Source organism: Shewanella canadensis, assembly GCF_003966225.1.
Taxonomy (GTDB): domain Bacteria; phylum Pseudomonadota; class Gammaproteobacteria; order Enterobacterales; family Shewanellaceae; genus Shewanella; species Shewanella canadensis.
The window spans coordinates 157984-179525 of sequence record NZ_RXNU01000007.1; the positions used below are offsets into that span (position 1 = coordinate 157984).

Here is a 21542-nt window from a genome sequence, read left to right on the forward strand (position 1 = left end):
GGCAATCGCCGGGCTTTGAAGATTTAAGCAAACACGCGAGTGCTATTCAGCCGTTGGTGTTTCTGCTTTAGCACCTTTCTTCTCACGTTTGCTGAAGATACGTTCAACAATCACAAAGAAGATTGGGATAAAGAAGATCCCCATAAAGGTCGAGCTCATCATGCCGCCCAGTACCGCAGTACCGATAGCATTTTGGCTTCCTGAACCTACACCGCTACTGATAGCAAGAGGTACAACCCCAAGACCGAATGCCAGCGATGTCATCAAGATTGGACGCAAACGAACGCGGACTGCATGCAGTGTAGCCTCAACCAATCCTGCGCCTTTCTCGTAGTACTCTTTGGCGAATTCTACAATCAAGATGGCGTTCTTGGTCGCGAGACCGACGGTCGTTAACAGACCCACCTGGAAGAATACGTCATTAGGTAAACCACGACCATTCATCGCAATCAGCGCACCAATAATACCCAAGGGTATAACCAGAATCACCGAGAAAGGAACCGACCAACTCTCATAGAGTGCCGCCAGCACCAGGAATACCACCACGATAGATAGTGCGTATAGCATTGGTGCCTGGTTACCTGAGAGGCGTTCTTCATAAGAGAGACCATTCCACTCGACACCAAATCCAGGTGGCAACTGCTTGACCATATCTTCGATGATGTTCATCGCCTCACCGGTACTGAAACCTGGTGCAACACCGCCTTGGATATTCAGCGCGGGCAGTCCGTTGAAACGCTCGAGTCGCGGTGAGCCATATTCCCAAGTGCCTGTAGCAAAGGCGGAGAATGGCACCATATCGCCCTTAGTGTTGCGGACGTACCAGGAGTCGATATCTTCAGGCTGCATACGGTAATCCGCTTCACCCTGGACATAAACCTTCTTCACTCGGCCACGGTCGATGAAGTCGTTAACATAGTTACCACCCCAGGCAGTACCCAGCACGCTATTTACTGCATCGATATCGACGCTCAAGGCTCTGAGCTTACCGTGATCGATATGGATCTGATACATGGGCGCATCTTCCTGACCATTGGGACGAACGCCCACAAGGTTAGGGTTTTGTGCAGCCATGCCTAACAACATGTTACGCGCTTCAACCAGTTTATCGTGGCCCTGGCCATTTCTGTCCTGCAGATAGAAGTCAAAACCATTCGCAGTACCCAGTTCAATAACCGCTGGCGGCACAAACGCGAATACAAAGGCCTCTTTCATCTGCATAAACATGCCCATGGCACGTCCAGCGACAGATTGCACATCCTGACCAGGATCGGTTCGTTCAGCCCAGTCTTTCAAGCCCACGAACGCAATACCCATGTTCTGACCGTTACCGGCGAAACTGAAGCCCGATACGCTAAATACAGATTTAACGTTGTCGCCTTCCTGTTCCAGGTAAAAGTCTGTCACATCCTCCAGGACACTTTTCGTCGCTTCCTGAGTCGAGTTCACCGGCAAGATAGCCTGGGTAAACAAGATACCCTGATCTTCATCGGGCAGGAAGGCGGTTGGCATACGCATGAAGATCCAACCCACCGCAACCGTAATGGCTAAGTAAACCATCATGGTACGGCCTGCGCGCTTGATCATGGCAGCAACGCTTGCCTCATAACGAGAGGTCAATGCATCAAATTTACGGTTAAACCAGCCGAAGAAGCCGGTATCAACCGCATGATGTCCCTTAGCGATAGGCTTAAGCATGGTGGCACATAGCGCAGGCGTCAGGATGATAGCAACCATCACAGATAGCGCCATCGCCGATACAATCGTTATCGAGAACTGCCTGTAGATCACACCGGTCGACCCCGACATAAATGCCATGGGAACGAATACCGCTGAAAGCGTCAGACCGATACCCACAAGTGCGCCGGTGATCTGATCCATCGACTTCTTGGTAGCTTCAATGGGGCTGAGCCCCTCTTCGGACATCACTCGTTCGACGTTCTCAACCACAACGATGGCATCATCTACCAACAGGCCAATGGCCAGTACCATAGCAAACATGGTTAAGGTGTTAATTGAGAAGCCTGCAGCCGACAAAATCGCAAACGTACCTAAGAGTACAACCGGCACCGCAATTGTTGGGATCAGCGTTGCGCGGAAGTTCTGCAAGAACAGATACATGATCAAGAAAACCAAGACCACAGCTTCAAGCAGAGTATGCACTACCCCTTCGATAGATTTCTCTACGAATGGTGTCGTGTCGTAGGGATAAACGACTTCTAACCCTTGCGGGAAGAAAGGCTGCAATTCGGCAATCTTAGCGCGAACCCCTTCAGCGGTAGCGAGTGCGTTAGCACCGGTTGCCAGCTGAATACCGATACCGGCAGCGGGTTTACCGTTATAGTAAGACTCAACATCATAGCTTTCAGCCCCAAGCTCGACGCGGGCGACATCTTCGAGGAACACTTTGGCACCAGTCGAATCAGCCTTGATGATGATCTTCTTAAACTGATCGGCCGTCTGCAGACGACTCTGTGCCGATACCGTAGCGTTGAGCTGTTGGCCGCCAACCGAGGGTGCCCCGCCCAATTGTCCCGCCGAAACCTGCGCATTTTGCTCCCTGATAGAAGCAATAATATCTTGACTGGTCAGGTTGTACTGGGTCAGTTTCAGTGGGTCGAGCCAGATACGCATCGCGTACTGGGCACCAAATAACTGGATTGTCCCCACACCAGGCACACGACTCATCGGGTCTTGAACATTCGATCCCACATAGTCAGAGATATCATTCTTATCCAGTGAACCATCCTGAGATACGAAGCCCACAACCATCAGGAAACCAGCACTGGACTTGGCGACGTTAACACCTTGAGCCTGAACTTCTTGCGGCAGCAGTGGCATTGCAAGCTGAAGCTTGTTCTGCACCTGTACCTGCGCGATATCCGGATCGGCCTCGGCATTAAAGGTTAAGGTGATGGTCGCATTACCGAAACTATCACTGGTTGATGAGATATAGCGCAGGTGGTCAATACCTGTCATTCGCTGCTCGATAACCTGAGTTACCGAATCTTCCATCGTCTTTGCCGATGCTCCCGGATACACAGCCCTAATCTCAACCGATGGCGGTGCGATACTCGGATATTGCGATACGGGCAGACCCAGGATAGATAACACCCCAGCCAGCATCACAATAATGGCGATCACCCAGGCAAAAATAGGGCGATCGATAAAGAAACGTGCCATAGTTTTACCCTATTTCTGTTGTTGTGCTTGTGATTTCTTATCCGCCACTAACGGGCCTGCTTTAACAGGTGCACCAGGACGAATTTTTTGCAGACCTTCAACAATCAGTTGATCACCTACAGTTAAACCATCAGTAATACGCCACTGGTGATCGATCACTTCTGCAGTCGTGACGACTCGCGCAGCCACCTTACCTTCAGCGTCGATAATCATCGCAACGGCTTCACCTTTGGTATTACGCGTAATAGCTCTTTGCGGCACTAGAATAGCTTCAGGATCGGTCCCGGTATTGAGCACGGCACGCACATACATTCCTGGCATTAACACGCCATCAGGGTTAGGGAACTCTGCCCGCAAAATAACGGAACCCGTGTCCTCATTTACACTCACCTCGGCGAACTGCAACAAACCATCGTGCTTGTATGTTGTACCGTCTTCCAAAATGAGCTGAACGCCCGCGTTATCGGCCGCCTCAAGTTGACCCTGCTTTAACTTAGATTTCAGACGCAACATTTGAGCGCTTGATTGTGCAATTTCGATATTAATAGGATCGAGTTGCTGAATCGTCGCTAATGTTTGAGTTTGATTTGCAGTCACAAGAGCACCGGCAGTCACTGAAGACTTACCCACTCGTCCGGCAATAGGCGCGCGAACTTCGGTATACTCAAGATTAATCTTTGCTGTATTGATCGCCGCTTCAGCAACGGTAACTGTTGCTAATGCTGCTTTATAAGCGGCATCGGCTTCATCATAGTCTTGCTCGCTTATAGAGTTAAGCTTAACCAACTTTTCAAAACGTAATGCTTTTGCCTTCGCGGAGACTAAGTTGGCTTTTGCACTTTGAAGATCCGCTTTAGCACTGATCAGTGCTGCAGTGTAAGTCGATGAATCGATCTGATATAAAGATTGACCTTTTTCGACATCTCTCCCTTCCACAAAGCCGCGAGTCATAATGATACCGCTAACTTGAGGACGCACTTCCGCTTCCAAATAAGCTTTACTACGACCTGGCAACTCAACCAAAATTGATTGAGGCTGCGTCTCTACTGTTACAACACCTACTTCCATGGGTCCACGTTCCTGCGGTCCTTGTTCAGGTTTTTGTCCACAAGCAGTTATCCATAACGCCACACTTAAAACAGAGGCAATTTTCACTATTTGCCGCATGAGAACTCCTAATAAAGCTACCTATCAAACATAACAATCGTAGCAGCAGGAAATTCTGCGGCTTCATTTATTGACAGCATAATTTTTGTGTAAGATTTGAACCTGTCTTTATCTCATAACTGGCCCATCTCAACAAGGAGTACAGGGCTATAATTTTGTAAACGAATGCAAATATTCACCATTAATCAGCGTGTTGTGTTAATGACAAGTTAAATTCAATGTCCTCCCACCATTCTTGTTGCCTGCTTGTTTTTTTACAATTGCCGAGCCGGCCTCAAACTTCCCAATACATTCACAGCTTAACCCCAAGCCAGCCGATGATCCGCTCATTCATAATTGTTCATATTATGACGTTATTGATTCACGCCATATCCCATCGCCATTCATAAGTTAACCCTATAGTAACAACTGTGTTAACAAATAATTCAATATGAGATGAAAACCATGACTATCCAGATGAAACTACAACACAAGATACTTTTAGGCGGGCTACTACTCTCCGCAACTTCATTTGCACAAGCCGAAAATGAAGGTGAAGTTCTCGGTGGAACAATCAGTGGCAACCTGACCTTCGCTTCCGACTATGTATTCCGTGGCGAGTCAGAGACTATGGATGGTGATGTTCCGGTAGTTCAAGGTACATTAGGCTGGGGCAATGATGATGGTTGGTATGGCGGTGTTTTTGCGTCAAATATCAAGTTTGCCGACCCCAACCTTGAGATCGTTACCGCTCCTTATATCGGTAAGGCGGGTGAGTTTGGGGATAGCGGTATCACTTATGACGTCATGGTGTTTTCATATCTTTATCCGGGTGCCTCATACTCTAACTACACTGAACTCTGGATCAAGGTCGGTAAGCAGTTCGGTCAGGCCAATATTCAACTCGAAGTGACTCCCACGATCGATGACTGGTTTGGTGTCGATGGGTGGCAAGGCGTCAACTACTCAGTTCACCCAAGCTATGCATTTAACAATGGCCTGAAAGTATCGGGTTCTGTCGGTTATCAGGATCTTGATGGTGACAATGCGGAAGGCTGGGGGCACTGGAACTTAGGTGTCAGCAAAGCATTTTACGGGCTGAATTTCGATCTTAGATATCATGGTAGCACCGTCGATGAGACTCACAAGGTCTACGGTACACAGACAGAAATTTTTGATGACCGGGTAGTTATCGGCATCAACAAGAGCTTTTAAATTTTAACTTTGGAAAATTGTTCCACCTAATACACAGTTCGATGTTTATCTCTATTTATTGCTCTATCTTCGGCAATCTTTCGCCAGCCCACTCCAGGCTGGCTTTTTTTTCCTTCAAACTCTCTTTCTTAGCACTTAGCACTTACAGCTACTGACTCTAAGCTCCAGGCTCTAAACCCTGTTATCTCCGACACTGCAGGCTAAGATCCGACTGATATCGGCCAGACTGCGCCCCGACTCCTGCTGCCATTGATTAAACACAGCTTGAACCTGATTCAGTCCACTCTTAGAGCTGAACCCAAAGTCGACCAAATGATGTGCCTTCAGATATCCCTGCACATCACCTGTCAGCAGGAAGGTGTCTTTACCTATGGCGCGTAGAAAGTAGGGGCCGGTATTTCCTCCAAGCCGGGTTCCGCGTCGCTTAAGTACAGACCAAAGACCCGTGATCTCCTCACTCGGCCAATTAGCTATGTATTCGGCAAGACTGCCGTGTTCCTTAGCAATATCATTTGTCATCATGGCGTTATCATAAATGGCCATCGTCTTCTTCATATGCCGAATGAGATTAGGATCTGTCGCCCTTTGCTGCAACTGCTCCGGTGACAACATCAGAATTTTATGAGGTTCAAAATTGAAGAAGGCGGTTTCATATGCCGCCCACTTATTTTCGACAATGCGCCAAACGAAACCACTCTGGAAGACTTTTTTACTCATCTCAGACAAAAGCTCGGCATCTCGATACTGACCAATCTCATCTGCGGACAAACTAGCTGATAACAGGCTTTCCAGCCCTGAACTTCCACCTTTGCGATCGCTGGCTCTTTGATAAATTGAGGAAAAAGACTCTAATTGACTCATAATAAATTAACTTCCAAACGAAGTAGAGAGTGACATAGTATGAAACCTGTAAGATAAAGCAATCCTCAGGCTAAATGTCATCCAGCCTATTTACTGGACAAAATTCAACTCGACACCTAGATTTAATACACACCGAGTTATATTACACAATCAGTACCCATCAATCCTTTTTGGTAATCGATATTAACCAATTGCCATCAACAAGCGTGGATTATTCTTATGGACGCGGCTCAACTCTATCGAATGCTTGTCTTCGCCAACGTTGTCGAACAAGGCTCACTCACCGCAGCAGCCGATGAACTTGGTATCAGCCGCTCTATGGTCAGTCAACATCTGAAAAAGCTTGAGCTAAGGTGTGCGACGCAACTGATACACCGCACGACACGAAAAATGGCGTTAACAGAAGAGGGTCAAAGCTTTTATCACTACTGCGCCGAACTGTTACAACTTGCCAAACAAGCCGAAAATTCAACAAAACCTCAGGATAAAGAGCTACAGGGCAGCATTAAGATTTCAGCCCCCGTTTGTCTTGGGGAACAAAACCTCATTCAACACATTGGCGATTTTAATAAACGCTATCCCAAGATTAGAATCACGTTACTACTAGAAGATAGAAGGCTTAACCTGCTGGAAAATAATATCGATATCGCAATTCAGACAGAGCAGGCTACAGAATTCACCTCTATCAGACTCGGTCAGTTCGATGAATACCTGATTGCGAGTCCGGAATATGTTGAACAACATGGTTCACCGCTTCATCCGGATATGCTGGCAAAACACCAATGGATTATGCAGTCATCTAACTACCTTCCTAAGAGTTGTCACCTACAAAACAGCTTCGGAGACAAATTCAAGATTAAGATCAATCCATTTATCTGTTGTAACAGCAACCATGGCATCGTCAAACTTGCTAAGCAGGGATTAGGGATAGCGATACTCCCCAGCTATTTAGTACAGGCTCAGATAGACAGTGGAAAGTTCATTCATATCCTTCCCGACTATCACCTTAGAGAAGGAGTGATATATGCCGTTCATCCGTTTGACGATGTTACACCACCGAGAGTCAGAGCATTCCTGTGTTTCATAGAAAAGCGCCTATTTCCGGAGATGCAGAGTTAAATTTGGCTATCAATCTCTATACCCGATCTCGTTGGAACGATTAAGAAACCTAGCACGACTAAGGGTTCACCTCGGTCAGTCCCAAACTAATTTGCGTTATTTATGACTATACTTGGTAGATAGCAGAGGCCAAAACTCTCTATATCTAATTTTTCACTACACCTGCCGGGAGAGGTCGCTGATGGAACTGTTTTACCACCCTCTTTCCCGCTATTCACAGAAAGTACTGCTTGCCCTCTATGAAAAACAAGCCAATTTTTATCCACGTGTAATCGAATTGTCGGATCCACTTTCCAGACGAGAGTTTTGTGATTTTTATCCACCGGGAAAGTTACCCCTGCTTAAGAGTAAGAGTGGTGAGCTTATTCCTGAGTCCAGCATCATTATCGAATTTATCGATAGTGAGTTTTCTACCGGGACACGACTCTTTCCTATCGATAGAAGGCTTGCACTCGATACAAGATTACAAGATCGATTAATCGACAACGATTTCAGTAATGTACTCTTCGAGCTGGAACATCAAAAACTAGAGGATGGCGATCAAAACCATATAATGACTAAGCAACTTGAGAATGATATCAGTCAGTTTCTTGGTTATCTGGACAAAAAATTAGAGAAAAATCACTGGTTATGCTCAGACGGTTTAACTTTGGCTGATTGTGCCCTGTTTCCCTGTCTGCATTGTGCTCAAGACTATTTTAAACTCTTTCAATATGACAATCTGAATCGATACTGGCATCAGGCTCAGCTCAGAGGGTCATATCTACAGGTCAAAGAGGAGGTTGAGCTAGCCGCGGGTGACGTGCTCTCTGGTCGTAGGCCCATTCCTTAGGAGAAGAGCCTAGATTCTAGGACCTAGGACCTAGGACCTTCTAAATATTGCGCTCTTTCTTTAGCTGCAGGAAGGCTTTCCACTTAACCACTTCAGGCGGTAACTCGGGTCTGGGCCCCTCAAAGTTAACCTCTTTGACCATGGTATCTATCGGTACCTGTTTGCCCTTACAAACAAAAACGCCTCGCACATGTACGATGCAATGAAGGATATTATCACTGACAAAGCGCTGTTCGATATAGAAGTACTTATCATCCCAACCAACCAGTTTGGATTCAATCTCAAACTTAGTGAGCGGCTTGATATCCCGAATATAGGTAAACTCTGCCGCATTGACGATCGGTAGCCACCTCAGCTTAATGAAACGCTTAAGGAGTCCCATCTCGGCCAACATATATGTACGAGCCAGGTCCATAAGTGCCGGATAACGAGAGTTGGTTACATGGCAGTTAATATCGCAGTCCAGGGGCAATGCACGATAGCTAATACGACTGGTACCGAGGAAATCGATAGAGTTGCAGTGGCGAACACGCCAGATGAATAGCCAAAATAGTCTGAAATAGAGGTTCATTAACATTAGTCCCTAAGAATGAACGCGAAAGGCTAACAGAGGTCATACCAGATAACAAGTTTCACCATAAAAGGGCCACTCGCCCTTTAATTTTACCTTTAAGCCCTATCTGCACTCAATCTGCACTCTGTGAGGGTAAAACAGTGATGATAAGTTCCGGCTGACATACATATCATGACAAAAAGTGACTTGCTCTAATCAAGTCTCTCTTAGTAGGATCCGCAACGTAAGCAGAGCCTCGGGAATAAACTTAGAAGCTGGAATCGCCGACCTAAGTTCCGACACTACTGCTCAATATATCAACAACCTCTTTAGTTATTTAAGTCAGGTACCTTTTGTGAAATCTATCTTTTCAATTTTTGTATTATTCATCTCATTGGCGACATTTACCGCCTGCGCAACTTCCCGTCCGACATCGATAACGGTTGACGATTCGAATAGGCTTGTTGAGATAAAAGTTTCCGGAAATTTTCTTGAGGATGAGTTGAGATTTAAAAGCGCCAAATATGATATTTGCATTCAAAATTTAGGCGATAATCTGTTCCATATAGACGCTAAAGTCATATCTAAGAGAATCGATCCCCTGACTGGGGATGAACTGATAGCCCGCAACCAGATAGTCACCCAAGTCAAAGTAGAGCCTGAAGTAAAGGTGATGATTGGCGGTCTCGACACTTGGTCGAGCTCAGTTCAAAAAGATGGCACAATCACAGAGACTCGATCGCAAAAACGATATGTACTACAGATTTTAAAATAATCCATAGAGAATACAAAAATGCCAATTGGCAGAACCAATTGGCATAATTTTTACTGGGTCAGCATGGCAAGCTAACCCGCAGACTAATTATCTGAAATTAGCCATTAATGCCTGAGTGTCGAAGTAGTGCATCGATACGAGGCTCGCGACCACGGAAACGCTTAAACAGCTCCATCGGCTCCTCACTTCCCCCCATCTCTAAGATGTTGTTTAGGAAGCTACGGCCAGTTTCGCTGTTAAATATGCCCTCCTCCTCGAAACGCGAAAATGCGTCTGCAGACAAGACTTCTGCCCACTTATAGCTGTAATAACCGGCAGCATATCCACCAGCAAAGATATGAGCGAAACTGTGCTGGAAACGGTTAAAGTCAGCCGCCTTGATCACAGCCACCTGACTTCGCACTTCATCCAGCTTTGCCTGAATATTTGCACCTTCTTCAGGGCTATATTCTAAGTGCATTCTGAAGTCAAAGAGTGAAAACTCTAGCTGGCGTAACATTCCCATGCCGGATTGAAAATTCTTCGCCGCCAGCATCTTATCGAGCATAACCTTCGGCAAGGGCTCACCGGTTTCAAAGTGACCAGAGATCTCTGCCAATGCTTCCTCTTCAAAGCACCAGTTTTCCATAAATTGACTCGGCAGCTCTACGGCATCCCAAGGTACACCGTTAATCCCGGATACCCCGGCGACGTCTATTTTGGTCAACATATGGTGGATGCCATGACCAAATTCATGGAATAAGGTGGTCACCTCATCATGGGTAAACAGGGCAGGCTTACCATCGACTGGCGCATTAAAGTTACAGGTAAGATAAGCCACCGGATTTTGCATACCAGAGGTGGTTTGTCTGCGTACGCGACAATCATCCATCCAGGCACCGCCGCGCTTTCCTTCACGGGCGTAAAGATCAAAATAGAAACTGCCTCTGTGCTCACCTTCGCTGTCTTCGATACTGAAGAAGCGAACATCTTTATGCCAGGTATCGAACTCCTTCTGTTCGGTGATCTTCAGACCAAACAGGCGGTTAACCGTATAGAAAAGTCCTGATAGCACCTTATCTTCCGGAAAATAGGGGCGAAGCAGTTCTTGAGAGATCTCATATCTGTGATGCTTTAACTTCTCGGCGTAGAAGCTGAGATCCCAAGGAGAAAGATCGGTGGCACCAAACTCCTTTCCGGCAAACTCGGTCAACTCGGCGAGTTCGGTTTTTCCCTGCTCTTTAGAGCGAGAAGCAAGTTCATTGAGAAACTCCAGCACCTGTTCAGGCGTCTGTGCCATCTTAGTAGCCAGTGATTTGTGAGCGTAACTATCAAACCCTAATAGTTGTGCCAGTTCATGACGCAGTGCCACAATCTCATCCATCGAGGGACCGTTATCATACTTACCGGCAAATGGCCCCTGATCGGATGCCCGCGTCACAAACGCGCGATAACACTCCTCTCTTAAGTTACGGTTTTCGCTATAGGTCATCACCGGCAGGTAGGAAGGGAAGTCTAAGGTGAATAACCAGCCCTCTTGTTCTTTAGCCGCCGCCATGGCTTTAGCCGCTGCAATAGCAGACTCCGGCAACCCTGAGAGCTCGACTTCATCGGTGATCAACTTAGTCCACGCCTGTGTTGCATCGAGAAGTTGATTCGAGAAACCGCTGGTCAACTCTGACATACGCTTGACTAGTTCACCGTACCTCAGTTTGTCGGCATCATTGAGTCCGATACCTGAAAGCTCGAAGTCACGTAAACTATGGTCGATAACCATTTTCTGCGCTTGAGTCAGCTGTTCAAATTCATCCGAAGCCTTCAGAGACTTATAAGCTTCGTAGAGTGGTTGATGCTGACCCACGAAAGTACCGTACTCTGAAAGCAGAGGTAAACAGGCATCGTGGGCCTTACGCCACTCTTCACTGCTTACGACAGAATTCATATGGGAGATGGGGGACCAGATCTTACTTAGCTCATCATCAACCTCTTCGAGGGGAGCAATTAGGTTATCCCATGTGAAAGACACGGGCTGTGCTAGTACCTTCTCTATCTGACTGCGGCAATTGGCAATACCCTGCTCGACGGCGTCTTGAATATGCTCTGGTTCGATCTTAGAAAAAGGGGGTAACATTGCGCTGGTAAGCAAAGGGTTGCTCATATTGATTCCTCAGCATAAAAAATATTCTATGCTCTAGATAATGGTCTATAGATTAGATATGGGCTGATTGAGCAATATTCAAGAACTATCTTCAGCAAGTCATTCCATCTCAGCTCACCTATCAGGGCATACCTTAGAAGAAATTGATCTAGAACAATAAAACCACTTACGAATCATTTACATTCCTGCTATTGAGAATTGCATCTCAAATGGGAAGTGTTATCATTTACATTCTTGACATTAGTATTACTATCACCAAGTAATTAATCACATCATCGAAATTCGCCTGAGCCATATATGAACAATACATTGAAGTTTTCACTACTGACCAGCCTAATAATTGCATCGTCTTTAGCCCATGCCGACGCAAGTACAGCCATAGATGACTCGCATAGCAGAAATACCCTCCCACAAAACGAACAGCTAGAGACTAACTACCTGCTCGATCTGGGCTGGGATTCTAAATATGTTTCGGAAGGGCGAAATAATCTGGATAAAGGCGGGATATTCTGGGGCACAGCAGCCGTGCAGCATGGTAATTTGAATGTCTATGCCACCCTTGGCCGCGCCGATGATCAAGACTATACCGAGTGGAACTTTGGTCTTGAGTACGCCATAGCCTTGTCTGATACTCTTGAAGCAACTGTCGGGTACCAAAGGCTGGAGTTTTACGGTGATGAACGTTGTAATGATAATGAGTTCTTCAGCTCTCTGACCTATAGCGGTATCGAATGGCTGACTCCGTCTATCAACTATACCTACGCGACTGAAGCCGGCGGTTACTTCGTGGAAGCGAGCCTGCACAGTAGCTGGGAGTTACTGGAAAACTTCACCGTGACGCCTTATGTCACCCAGGCATTCGATTTTCAGTATGCTAGCGAAGATCATGATGGACCTAACCATTTCCAATTTGGGTTAGAGGCTGAATATCTATTGAATGAGCAGATCGTATTATCAGGACATATCAGTCACACCATAGCTCAAGAGGACATTAAACTTGAAGCAAAGGCTGACGGTGTTGAAGGCAGCCTAGATCAAACTTATGCAGGTGTTCATTTAACCTGGAATTTCTAAAGTAAAATCCTGAGCACTTTGTAAAAACAGAGATCCTCGACTAAATTTACCTAAACCAAAGACAGGGAGTGTCTTTGGCAAATAGCTTTTAATCGTTACACTTTCAAGAGGAACAGGGAATGTCACTCTTAACTCAATATACTTGGTTCATTAAACTTGCGACTGTCGCCAGCTTCTCCATTATCATCTCAGTAAGCATTGTTCCCTATAGCCGAGCCGACACCAAAGAGCCCCTGCCTTTAGGCGTAGTGCTGGATAGTGAAGGAAACCCCATCTCCCTCCCCTCCCGAAACCAAAGCGCTCTGGAATTTCACTCGCCTACCATCACAAAACCCCATCATAACCCTGGCGTAAATCCGGTTCCCAACAAAAGGACCAGCAAGAAAAAGGCTCGTACGAAAAAGCTCAGCCGCAAGCAGCAACTCGCCAGCAGAGTCAATGTAGCCAACGATCCAAGTTGTCGCTGGCTAAACAGTAGAATGAATAAATTAGAAGAAAGCATTACATCGTTCGGCAACAGTTCAACTAACAACTATCAACGAAAAGAGTTAGCAGTCAGGAACAAGGAGTGGAAATGTATGAAATGTGGCGCCGAAGGGCCAGAGCAAAAAGATCACGACAGGTGCCAATACCGCCGCTAAAAAGGATGACGGTAAGGTCTAAGGTAATGCCACTTCTGTACTGAGACATGGTTTGCCCCTACAATGACTGCCTTTCATCGCAACTTTTGAACATACTCTTTGGAGATAAAAAATGGCCCAACATTTTGACTACATCTGTCTTGGCGCAGGTAGTGGTGGTATTGCATCGGCAAACCGCGCAGCCATGCGTGGTGCTAAGGTACTGCTGATCGAAGCCAAGGCGCTTGGCGGCACTTGTGTCAACGTTGGCTGTGTACCAAAGAAAGTCATGTGGTATGGCGCCCAAGTTGCCGAAGCTTTACATCTATACGCTAAAGATTATGGCTTCGATGTTACGGTCAACAAATTTGACTGGAATACTCTGGTCGCGAGTCGCGAAGCCTATATTGATAGGATCCATGGCTCATACGATCGTGGTCTTGAAAACAATAAAGTCACCTTGGTACGTGGTTATGGCCGTTTCGTTAACGAACGTACCATAGAGGTCGACGGGCAAGAGTACACCGCCGATCACATCTTGATCGCAACAGGTGGCTCACCAAGCATTCCCAATATCCCTGGTGCCGAACATGGTATCGATTCCGATGGTTTCTTCGAGTTGCGCGCACAACCTAAACGTGTGGCCGTCATAGGCGCGGGCTATATTGCCGTAGAGCTCGCCGGTGTACTTCACTCTCTGGGCAGTGAGACTCATCTATTTGTTCGTAAACATGCACCGCTGCGTAGTTTCGATCCTATGCTCAGTGAAGCACTGATGGAATCGATGGCCACCGATGGTCCAACGCTGCATACTCACAGCACACCAGAATCGGTCATCAAAAATAGCGATGGTAGCCTTACCCTAAAGCTTGAAAACGGTGAGAGTTTTGAGGTTGATACCCTTATCTGGGCGATAGGCCGCAAGCCGTCTACCGGTAATATCGGCCTGGAAAGTACCCAAGTTAAGTTGAATGACAAAGGTTACGTGGTCGTAGATGAACAGCAAAACACCACAAACTCTGGCATCTACTGCGTGGGAGATATTATCGAAGGTGGCGTAGAGCTTACCCCTGTTGCCGTTAAGGCGGGTCGTCTGCTCTCTGAACGCCTCTTTAACGGCATGACAGATGCGAAAATGGATTATGCCCTTATTCCTACCGTAGTCTTTAGCCACCCGGCCATCGGCACCATGGGCCTATCTGAGCCGGAAGCTATTGCCCAATATGGTGCAGAAGAGGTTAAGTGCTACAACTCTGGCTTCACCTCTATGTACACCGCGGTCACGGCACACCGTCAGGCATGTAAGATGAAGTTAGTCTGTGCCGGTCCCGATGAGAAAGTAGTGGGTATCCACGGCATAGGTTTGGGTATGGATGAGATCCTCCAAGGCTTCGGTGTCGCAATGAAGATGGGCGCCACCAAGAAACAATTCGATTCCGTTGTCGCCATCCACCCTACGGGCGCCGAAGAGTTCGTTACCCTCAGGTAATGCCTCATATCCCCTCTAAGCCTGACTTGTGTTCGGGCTTATAGGGGTGATGTTCACGCTCAGAAGATTCAATTTTTTTTAACCTAAAACTAAAATAAATTGAATTTATTGAAAACATTGGTCTGGCTATAATCACCAGCTAACTCATTAGCAATAATTTTCGATGAAACTCGGCACCATACCTCTGCAGACAGTAAAGCGTCACCTTCCCTTTTTCTTAATTGCTGTCCTATGTTTACTTCCCGTGATTTCATCACCCATAGCCTTGGTATTGGGTTTCACTTTAGCCAGCTTGGGCCTAATCCCCAATGAGATCGATCTGGGCAAGAGCACTAAACGTCTCTTGTCTTACTCAATTATCGGCCTGGGATTCGGTATTCAGCTACAAACCGCCATATCGGCGAGTATGCAGAACCTACCTCTGATCCTCGGCTCTATCATCTTCACCTTGCTCTTAGGTTTTATACTGACAAAAGCACTCAGGTTCGACACCAAAACAGGACACCTTATCTCTGCGGGTACGGCGATTTGTGGGGGAAGTGCTATCGCCGCCATCGCACCGGCAATTAACGCCAAGAGCGAACAGTCCGCCATCGCACTCGCAACCGTATTTATTTTAAACTCGGTGGCACTCTTTCTGTTTCCAGCCCTGGGTCATCTCTTTTCGATGAGCCAATATGACTTTGGCGTTTGGAGCGCTATCGCGATTCATGATACCTCTTCGGTGGTGGGGGCTGCTTCGGCTTACGGTGAAGAGGCTCTGACTACGGCAACAACAATTAAATTGGCTCGGGCATTATGGATCATTCCGATAGCCCTGCTCAGTGCCATGCTCTTTGGTGGTGACAAGAAACGAATCACCATCCCTTATTTCATCGGTTTCTATTGTCTGGCAATTGCCATCGCTCACTGGTTTCCTCAAGGACAGGCTGTCTATGAAGTACTGTTTGAGATCTCAAAACGCGTTCTGGTGCTCTGCCTGTTCTTAATCGGCGCGGGAATTACGGTGAGAAAAATGCGGGCGGCAGGCCCTAAACCTCTGCTTTTAGGGGTTCTTTTATGGTTATCGATTGGAACGAGTTCGCTACTCTACATTCTCTATCTCTAAAATGATTAGAGCCGGGAACATCTCTCTTCCGGCATGCTAAAGCTGTTTTGGCATGCCAGGCCTCATAATTATTAAGCTTCAACCGTTTTGCATACCGCTGAGAGTACTTAAAGAGATAGGTATTATACCAATTGCATTAAGTACCTGACCATTCAGCGAGAATTCAAAGCTCTGTAGGCAAGTAGGATGATTGAAGCTAATAGTTATTCTATATCGAAAGCATCCAGTGCAGCATAAAGGGCTTTGAAACTCGCACTACGTGAGTCCCTCAGGTTTCCCACTTCTGCTTTGCATTGACTTAAAAGGGAGTAACCATTTCCTCATCTATGCGCCTTGAATTGAAAATCCTGAGGGGCTCTGAATTGGTTAATTATTTAATGCAACTGGTATTACTGCTTCATCGACTCAGGTTTCATTCCCAGGACAATCCAAAGCAAACAAGCAAAGGCTGCAAGATCGATAAGTGCGCGAGTCAGCCCACTGGTGAGCAGGGAGGCGGCAACAAAAACGGTACAACATAAGATAATTAACCACTGCTTCATTTTGCCCCCTTAATAGAGTCAGACATAAATTCAAAGAAGTGGTCATTATTTATCGAATAGAGAAGGGATCCCAAATATTCGTTTTTACTAACAAATAGCTAGATCAACTAAGAGACGGCATAGGGGTCATTTTTCGCATCATGATTCCAATGATATTCGGTAAGCCTCTCGATTCTTCTCGCTTCAACTTCTCCCCTTAGCTGACTGACATAAAAGAGTGCAGCATCCGTTCCAGCTGAAACGCCGGATGATGTCAGGAACTTACCATCGTCAACCCAACGAGCACGAGGTTGCCAATTAACTTGCCTGGCGAGTCCTGTCACCCATTGATAAGCCATCTTATTGGTTGTGGCATTAATGCCATCTAAAATACCAGCCCGAGCCAGCAGGGCGGACCCGGTACAGATAGAAAACACCTTCTCCGATACACTGACTTGTTTTCTTAGCCAAGTCATCAGCTCCTCATCTTCAACCAGTTTTCGCGTACCTAAGCCTCCGGGAACAATGAAAAGATCACAGGGAGTGACACTATCGGTCGAGATATCAGTCACCACTTTTGGCCCTTGATAACTCCTGATAATACTCTTAGCCCCAACAAGTTTAATTTGAACATTTTTCATATGCCCTATCATCTCAACCGGGCCATGTAGATCCAGAGTTTCATAGTCATCAAAAACTAAGGCCAGGACCTGCAAAGGTTTATCTTTAGTTGCAGCAAAAAGTTGTGGAGATACCATAGCGGTAGCCATGGCCAGAGTGCCCGCGGCTAGAAAATCACGACGTTTCATCACTTACTCATATTAATGGTACAGATATAATTTATTAGTCCTTTTGATTTCGACAAAATTCATTCTGTTTACTGCAAACTAATAGAAGTGTGAACTAAGAAGAGATACCCAATAAAACGGGAGCTTGATAGAAAAACATCGATCTGGATTTGACTAAAATCATGCCCGTAGAACCAGAATGTAAGCTCAAACCATCCGTAAAAACGATCGGCTTACCCTCAGCGTGATCTCCGGTATTTAGTCGCTCAGCTTTGTAAGCAAAAAACTCATAACCACTATTGGGCATCGATGATAGCGTCACGACGCTCTACACCAAGCGCTTTCTCACGCCTACGCCCCGTTACCAGATAGGTACTCAAGATTGAGAAGATACAATAGGCTGTAAAATAGTAGAAGCCCACCTCAAAATTGGCGGTTGTTCTCAATAACTCTCCCATCCCAGCCGATGCATTTCCTGCCATAAAACTCACCATAAGCGCCACAACAAAAACATCGGCCATCGACCACTTGCTGATTAGGGCGATAAATCGATTTAATTTCAACTCAACTTTTTCCGGAACAGAAAATTGCAGAAACAACATCAAACTTAATTTCAGCGCCGGAATAACAATACTAAACAGCATCACCAGAGCAGAAACCGGAGCATTACCTGATCGGTAGAGCTCTTCTATGGTCCCCCAAATACTCCGTGTCTTCTGAAAAACTTCGACTTCGCCTTCGATCTCATTGAGTCCCAGCATGCCCGTTATCATCGAAATCATCCCTCTGGCACTACCACTGCCGGCAGAATCATCACCAAAGCTGTTTGCCAGGTGGTCCACCCCGGCCAAGGTCAATTCAGATTTGTCTATGGTTCCGCTGATACTCAAAATAGGCTGAGTGACACCCGGGACTAACAACACCAGTGAGATAAAAATAACAATAACGGGAAATAGTCTGTTCATCGAAGTACTTGCTCATCGGTATCAGCAAAAACGCTATTATACCAAGCCTGACCATGATTGGCTCATTCGATGAGCTGAGATTTTCCGCTTTGACAGTCTCTACTGGAGAGGGAAGACAGCTTAATAGATCAATAGAAGGGAGATGGGTCGACATCCAGGCTACTCGGTGAAACACCACGCTCAATATGCAGATCAATTTTAAGCAGATCGACCATAGCGACTTCGGTGTAACGCTTGTGCTTTATTGAGTAGAAACATTTGAGTATCGGATGCAGGGCGTCTCGGTTACTCGCTTGCCAAACGATACCAATCCGGCCATCAGATAACTCAACTAATGAGCCTACCGGGTAGACTCCCACACAACGAATAAACTCATAAACCAAAGCTCGATCCAGATGAAGTGGTGTCAAACTCAGGAGTACTTTAAAGGCCGCAGCCGGGCTCATGGCCTCTTTATAACAACGGGTGGCGGTAAGTGCATCAAAAATATCAACAATACAACTCATGCGCCCATGAAGCGGCAACTCATCCCCTTTCAAGCCTCTAGGATAACCATTACCATCGAGCTTCTCATGATGCATCAGACAAACATCTTTACTGATAATCGAAAGGCCTTTGGCCTCTTTCATGATATCGATGGCAAAAACCTGATGCAGCTTGATATGCTCAAACTCTTCGGGTGTAAGCCTTCCCGGCTTATGCAGCACCTTGTTGTCGACTTTAATTTTGCCGATATCATGTAACATGCCGCCAATCGCCATCTGCCTCAACGTATCTTTTTCTAACTTGAGGTATTTTCCGAAGGTAACCAGCAGAAAAGCAACATTGATAGAGTGCTCAAGAAGATAGGCATCTTTCGTTCTCAATGCCGATACACATTTCAAGGCATCCGCATCGAGCAAGGCAGACTCAATCATATTGTCTGCAAGAGCCCCAAAAGGTGCAACCTCTATCGCCTTTCCCTCGAAGGTTTCAGATAGGACTTTTTTAACGAGATCTTTAGCTTCGACAATCAGTTTTTTGGCTTGTTTTTGTGATTTTTCCCGGGATGGTTGGGGCTTCTTACCAACGGGTTTAGGTGATGGTGCACGTTTTAATCCACAATGTTCCGCAGATCGCTCAGCATCGACCCACACATTTTTAATGCCATTCTTAACCAATTTAGCAATCGCATCACGATGACGGATCTGCCCGGCGTTGGAAATTTTTACCAAGCCTTGTCGATCAATTGCCGTAACAAACATGCCAACGGTCAATTTAGACACTGGAAATTTAACAAGTGCTTTAGATTCCACCGAATCCGCCATGAATCCAAGCCCCCCCAGGATGACTAACAGCAAATGAACATATTTATTGAAATATGTCAGTACGCCTTATCTTTACCACAATTTTTTGCTGTAAAACAAGGATCTTGTGGGGAGGTATTCTAAGCCTTGAAAAACTAAATAACCACAGCAAAGATATGCATCTCAATCTCAATCTATCTAAATATTGACCAAGAGCACATGTAAACTTAAGTTAATGCTTATTTATCAGATAGTAAAAACCTTATATCTGTAACAAATATTTACTTAAATTGGATACATTCGACGCCATCTATGAGCCAACGTCGATTCATGCAGTTGTAACAAGAGACAAGCGTGTCATCGATCTGCTCATCCTCATCGTCGGGGCTAAATTGCTTACAGGTCTGAGCCGCTTGTCTGGATGCTTCACTATTTTCAGTGCCAAACTTGAAGCGAAAGACTTTTCCGTCTAACTGATACCAAGGTTTCAACTGCATCATCACAATTAATACTCCTTTAACTGTCGCTTTAATGCGTTACACCAGCGACCCTCATGACGATATACCAAAAGCGCAAATTGATGCTGGCAATACACAGCTTTGACCTTCTTAGTTAAATGAATAACTTCGGTACTCTTTAATTGCTGACCACTTAAATCAACGACGATATCCAGCCCGCTGCGCGTTAATACCTCTTCCACGGTGAGCTCAACCCCCTCTTCATAAAGCTCTTGGCCCAGGTCAATCTGCCCCTTCACTCGACCATCCTGACCATAAAGTCTTAATCCGATACCGGCTAGCGCCCCAATCACCCCCTGTCCGGTACCGCCATGCTCACTCAAACTGACACCTAACCTCAGAGCCAGATCATAAGCATCTTTCTTAGTCTTAACTTGCCCTTTTGCCTCTAAACCAAAATGAATAAGTGCCTCTCTGTCGAACTCTGAATCACATGCCAAGATAGCCAAACCTGGATCGGATGCTGGTGCACTCTCTTCTAACAGGTGTACGATAGCCAACTGCTCGATCATCGCGAGAGACTTATACGTCTCTATATAAAAACACATCGCGCTATTATGGGAGGTGTATGGGATATCCGGGTGCACATAGAGTTGATGGCGAGTAATAAATGAGCTGCGTTCATGTTCATCACCGGACAGTATCTCGGCAATCTCTTGCGCTATCTCTCCCGTACCTTTAGTTCCAATATCATCCGTATCATCGATGCAGATCAACCAGGATTTCAACTGTTTATTATTCATCTATTTTGCGCTCTCTTTATAGAGTAAATCATGTGACTTCAACCGCTCTAACACCGGGGGGACCATCAAGGCCGCAAGCAGGGTAAACATCCCACCTTTTAGCATGCTCAACGCAAACTGAACCAAGGCCACCTGCATCGTCATTCCCACCAACAGATCCTCTACCCAGCCCTTTGTGGCCCATGCGAAACAGCCTATCAGCCCCACAAGTACACAACGCCACCTAAGAGTGAATAAGCCGGCAACAAGGATCAGGCTCAAATCCATTGCGATTGCTGGCAGCGCGAATTTTATTAAGATCAATGGGCCACCTTTACCTACACTTAAAATCATGGCGACCAGCCCGGACTGCAATCCACATGCCGAGACGCTGCCAACACGCCCCACCACGCCATAACAAATGAGATAAAAAAATGTCATCAAAAACATCGAATGCCCCGAAATGCCCAACTTGAGACGCAACATACTTTTTAACGCCACCAATAAAGTGGCACAAAAGCCGATAAAGAGTGCATCCTGTAAACTGAAGTTAAAACTCTTACTCATAACACCTTCTTCATATAGTTTTGTTTAACAGCTGAGTTGAATAAAACGAGATACCTGAAATGT

General features: G+C 46.1%; 20 protein-coding genes. 8 read left to right on the forward strand and 12 right to left on the reverse strand.

Annotated features, from left to right (window positions below; genetic code table 11):
* Positions 1-42: 42 nt before the first annotated feature.
* Both EKG38_RS14730 and EKG38_RS14735 read right to left on the reverse strand, forming a co-directional pair.
* Positions 43-3183 (reverse strand): efflux RND transporter permease subunit, encoded by a 3141-nt coding sequence (locus tag EKG38_RS14730; protein WP_126520990.1) that lies wholly within the window; start codon positions 3181-3183, stop codon positions 43-45.
* A gap of 9 nt (positions 3184-3192) precedes the next feature.
* The gene (locus EKG38_RS14735; RefSeq protein ID WP_126520991.1) at positions 3193-4350 is read right to left on the reverse strand and encodes an efflux RND transporter periplasmic adaptor subunit; all 1158 of its coding nucleotides are present in this window, start codon (positions 4348-4350) and stop codon (positions 3193-3195) included.
* A gap of 456 nt (positions 4351-4806) precedes the next feature.
* On the opposite strand from EKG38_RS14735, the gene EKG38_RS14740 reads away from it, so the two are divergent.
* Positions 4807-5544 (forward strand): TorF family putative porin, encoded by a 738-nt coding sequence (locus EKG38_RS14740; protein WP_126520992.1) that lies wholly within the window; start codon positions 4807-4809, stop codon positions 5542-5544.
* A 171-nt stretch (positions 5545-5715) separates the two neighbouring features.
* On the opposite strand, the gene EKG38_RS14745 is transcribed toward EKG38_RS14740, so the two are convergent.
* Entirely contained in the window at positions 5716-6405 is a 690-nt protein-coding gene (locus tag EKG38_RS14745; protein WP_126520993.1) for a DNA-3-methyladenine glycosylase I, read from the reverse strand.
* 219 nt (positions 6406-6624) lie between these two features.
* Between EKG38_RS14745 and EKG38_RS14750 the strand changes: the two genes are divergently transcribed.
* The gene (locus EKG38_RS14750; RefSeq protein WP_185826863.1) at positions 6625-7524 is read left to right on the forward strand and encodes a LysR family transcriptional regulator; all 900 of its coding nucleotides are present in this window, start codon (positions 6625-6627) and stop codon (positions 7522-7524) included.
* Positions 7525-7705: 181 nt separating this feature from the next.
* On the forward strand, positions 7706-8356 hold the full coding sequence (locus EKG38_RS14755; RefSeq protein WP_126520995.1) for a glutathione S-transferase family protein: 651 nt from the start codon (positions 7706-7708) through the stop codon (positions 8354-8356).
* 40 nt (positions 8357-8396) lie between these two features.
* On the opposite strand, the gene EKG38_RS14760 is transcribed toward EKG38_RS14755, so the two are convergent.
* Positions 8397-8927, reverse strand: a complete 531-nt coding sequence (locus tag EKG38_RS14760; protein ID WP_126520996.1) for a thioesterase family protein — start codon at positions 8925-8927, stop codon at positions 8397-8399.
* Positions 8928-9264: 337 nt separating this feature from the next.
* Between EKG38_RS14760 and EKG38_RS14765 the strand changes: the two genes are divergently transcribed.
* Positions 9265-9684 (forward strand): hypothetical protein, encoded by a 420-nt coding sequence (locus EKG38_RS14765; protein WP_126520997.1) that lies wholly within the window; start codon positions 9265-9267, stop codon positions 9682-9684.
* Positions 9685-9781: 97 nt separating this feature from the next.
* Here the strand turns inward: EKG38_RS14765 and prlC are convergent, their stop codons facing one another.
* Positions 9782-11821: an oligopeptidase A gene (prlC, locus tag EKG38_RS14770; protein ID WP_126520998.1), complete on the reverse strand. Its 2040-nt coding sequence runs from the start codon at positions 11819-11821 to the stop codon at positions 9782-9784.
* Between the two features lie 297 nt (positions 11822-12118).
* Between prlC and EKG38_RS14775 the strand changes: the two genes are divergently transcribed.
* The 4 genes from EKG38_RS14775 (at position 12119) to EKG38_RS14790 (ending at position 16112) form a co-directional block, all read left to right on the forward strand.
* Positions 12119-12895 carry a hypothetical protein gene (locus EKG38_RS14775; protein ID WP_126520999.1) on the forward strand — a complete coding sequence of 259 codons (777 nt, stop codon included), beginning with the start codon at positions 12119-12121 and terminating at the stop codon, positions 12893-12895.
* 119 nt (positions 12896-13014) lie between these two features.
* A complete protein-coding gene (locus tag EKG38_RS14780; protein ID WP_126521000.1) occupies positions 13015-13536 on the forward strand; it encodes a hypothetical protein in 522 nt (173 codons plus the stop codon).
* A gap of 112 nt (positions 13537-13648) precedes the next feature.
* Entirely contained in the window at positions 13649-15004 is a 1356-nt protein-coding gene (gene gorA, locus EKG38_RS14785; RefSeq protein WP_126521001.1) for a glutathione-disulfide reductase, read from the forward strand.
* Positions 15005-15167: 163 nt separating this feature from the next.
* Entirely contained in the window at positions 15168-16112 is a 945-nt protein-coding gene (locus EKG38_RS14790) for a YeiH family protein (protein WP_126521002.1), read from the forward strand.
* A gap of 389 nt (positions 16113-16501) precedes the next feature.
* Here the strand turns inward: EKG38_RS14790 and EKG38_RS24955 are convergent, their stop codons facing one another.
* The 7 genes from EKG38_RS24955 to EKG38_RS14820 all read right to left on the reverse strand — a co-directional run bounded on the left by EKG38_RS24955 (position 16502) and on the right by EKG38_RS14820 (position 21479).
* Positions 16502-16654: a hypothetical protein gene (locus EKG38_RS24955; RefSeq protein WP_185826864.1), complete on the reverse strand. Its 153-nt coding sequence runs from the start codon at positions 16652-16654 to the stop codon at positions 16502-16504.
* 107 nt (positions 16655-16761) lie between these two features.
* Positions 16762-17442 carry a DJ-1/PfpI family protein gene (locus tag EKG38_RS14795; protein WP_126521003.1) on the reverse strand — a complete coding sequence of 227 codons (681 nt, stop codon included), beginning with the start codon at positions 17440-17442 and terminating at the stop codon, positions 16762-16764.
* 275 nt (positions 17443-17717) lie between these two features.
* Entirely contained in the window at positions 17718-18386 is a 669-nt protein-coding gene (locus tag EKG38_RS14800) for a paraquat-inducible protein A (RefSeq protein WP_126521004.1), read from the reverse strand.
* A 128-nt stretch (positions 18387-18514) separates the two neighbouring features.
* Positions 18515-19693, reverse strand: a complete 1179-nt coding sequence (locus tag EKG38_RS14805; RefSeq protein ID WP_126521005.1) for a cyclic di-GMP phosphodiesterase — start codon at positions 19691-19693, stop codon at positions 18515-18517.
* A gap of 260 nt (positions 19694-19953) precedes the next feature.
* Entirely contained in the window at positions 19954-20172 is a 219-nt protein-coding gene (locus tag EKG38_RS14810; protein WP_126521100.1) for a hypothetical protein, read from the reverse strand.
* 5 nt (positions 20173-20177) lie between these two features.
* On the reverse strand, positions 20178-20918 hold the full coding sequence (locus tag EKG38_RS14815) for a DNA-binding protein (protein ID WP_126521101.1): 741 nt from the start codon (positions 20916-20918) through the stop codon (positions 20178-20180).
* Between the two features lie 15 nt (positions 20919-20933).
* Positions 20934-21479 (reverse strand): core component of ECF transporter, encoded by a 546-nt coding sequence (locus EKG38_RS14820; protein WP_126521006.1) that lies wholly within the window; start codon positions 21477-21479, stop codon positions 20934-20936.
* Positions 21480-21542 lie beyond the last annotated feature (63 nt).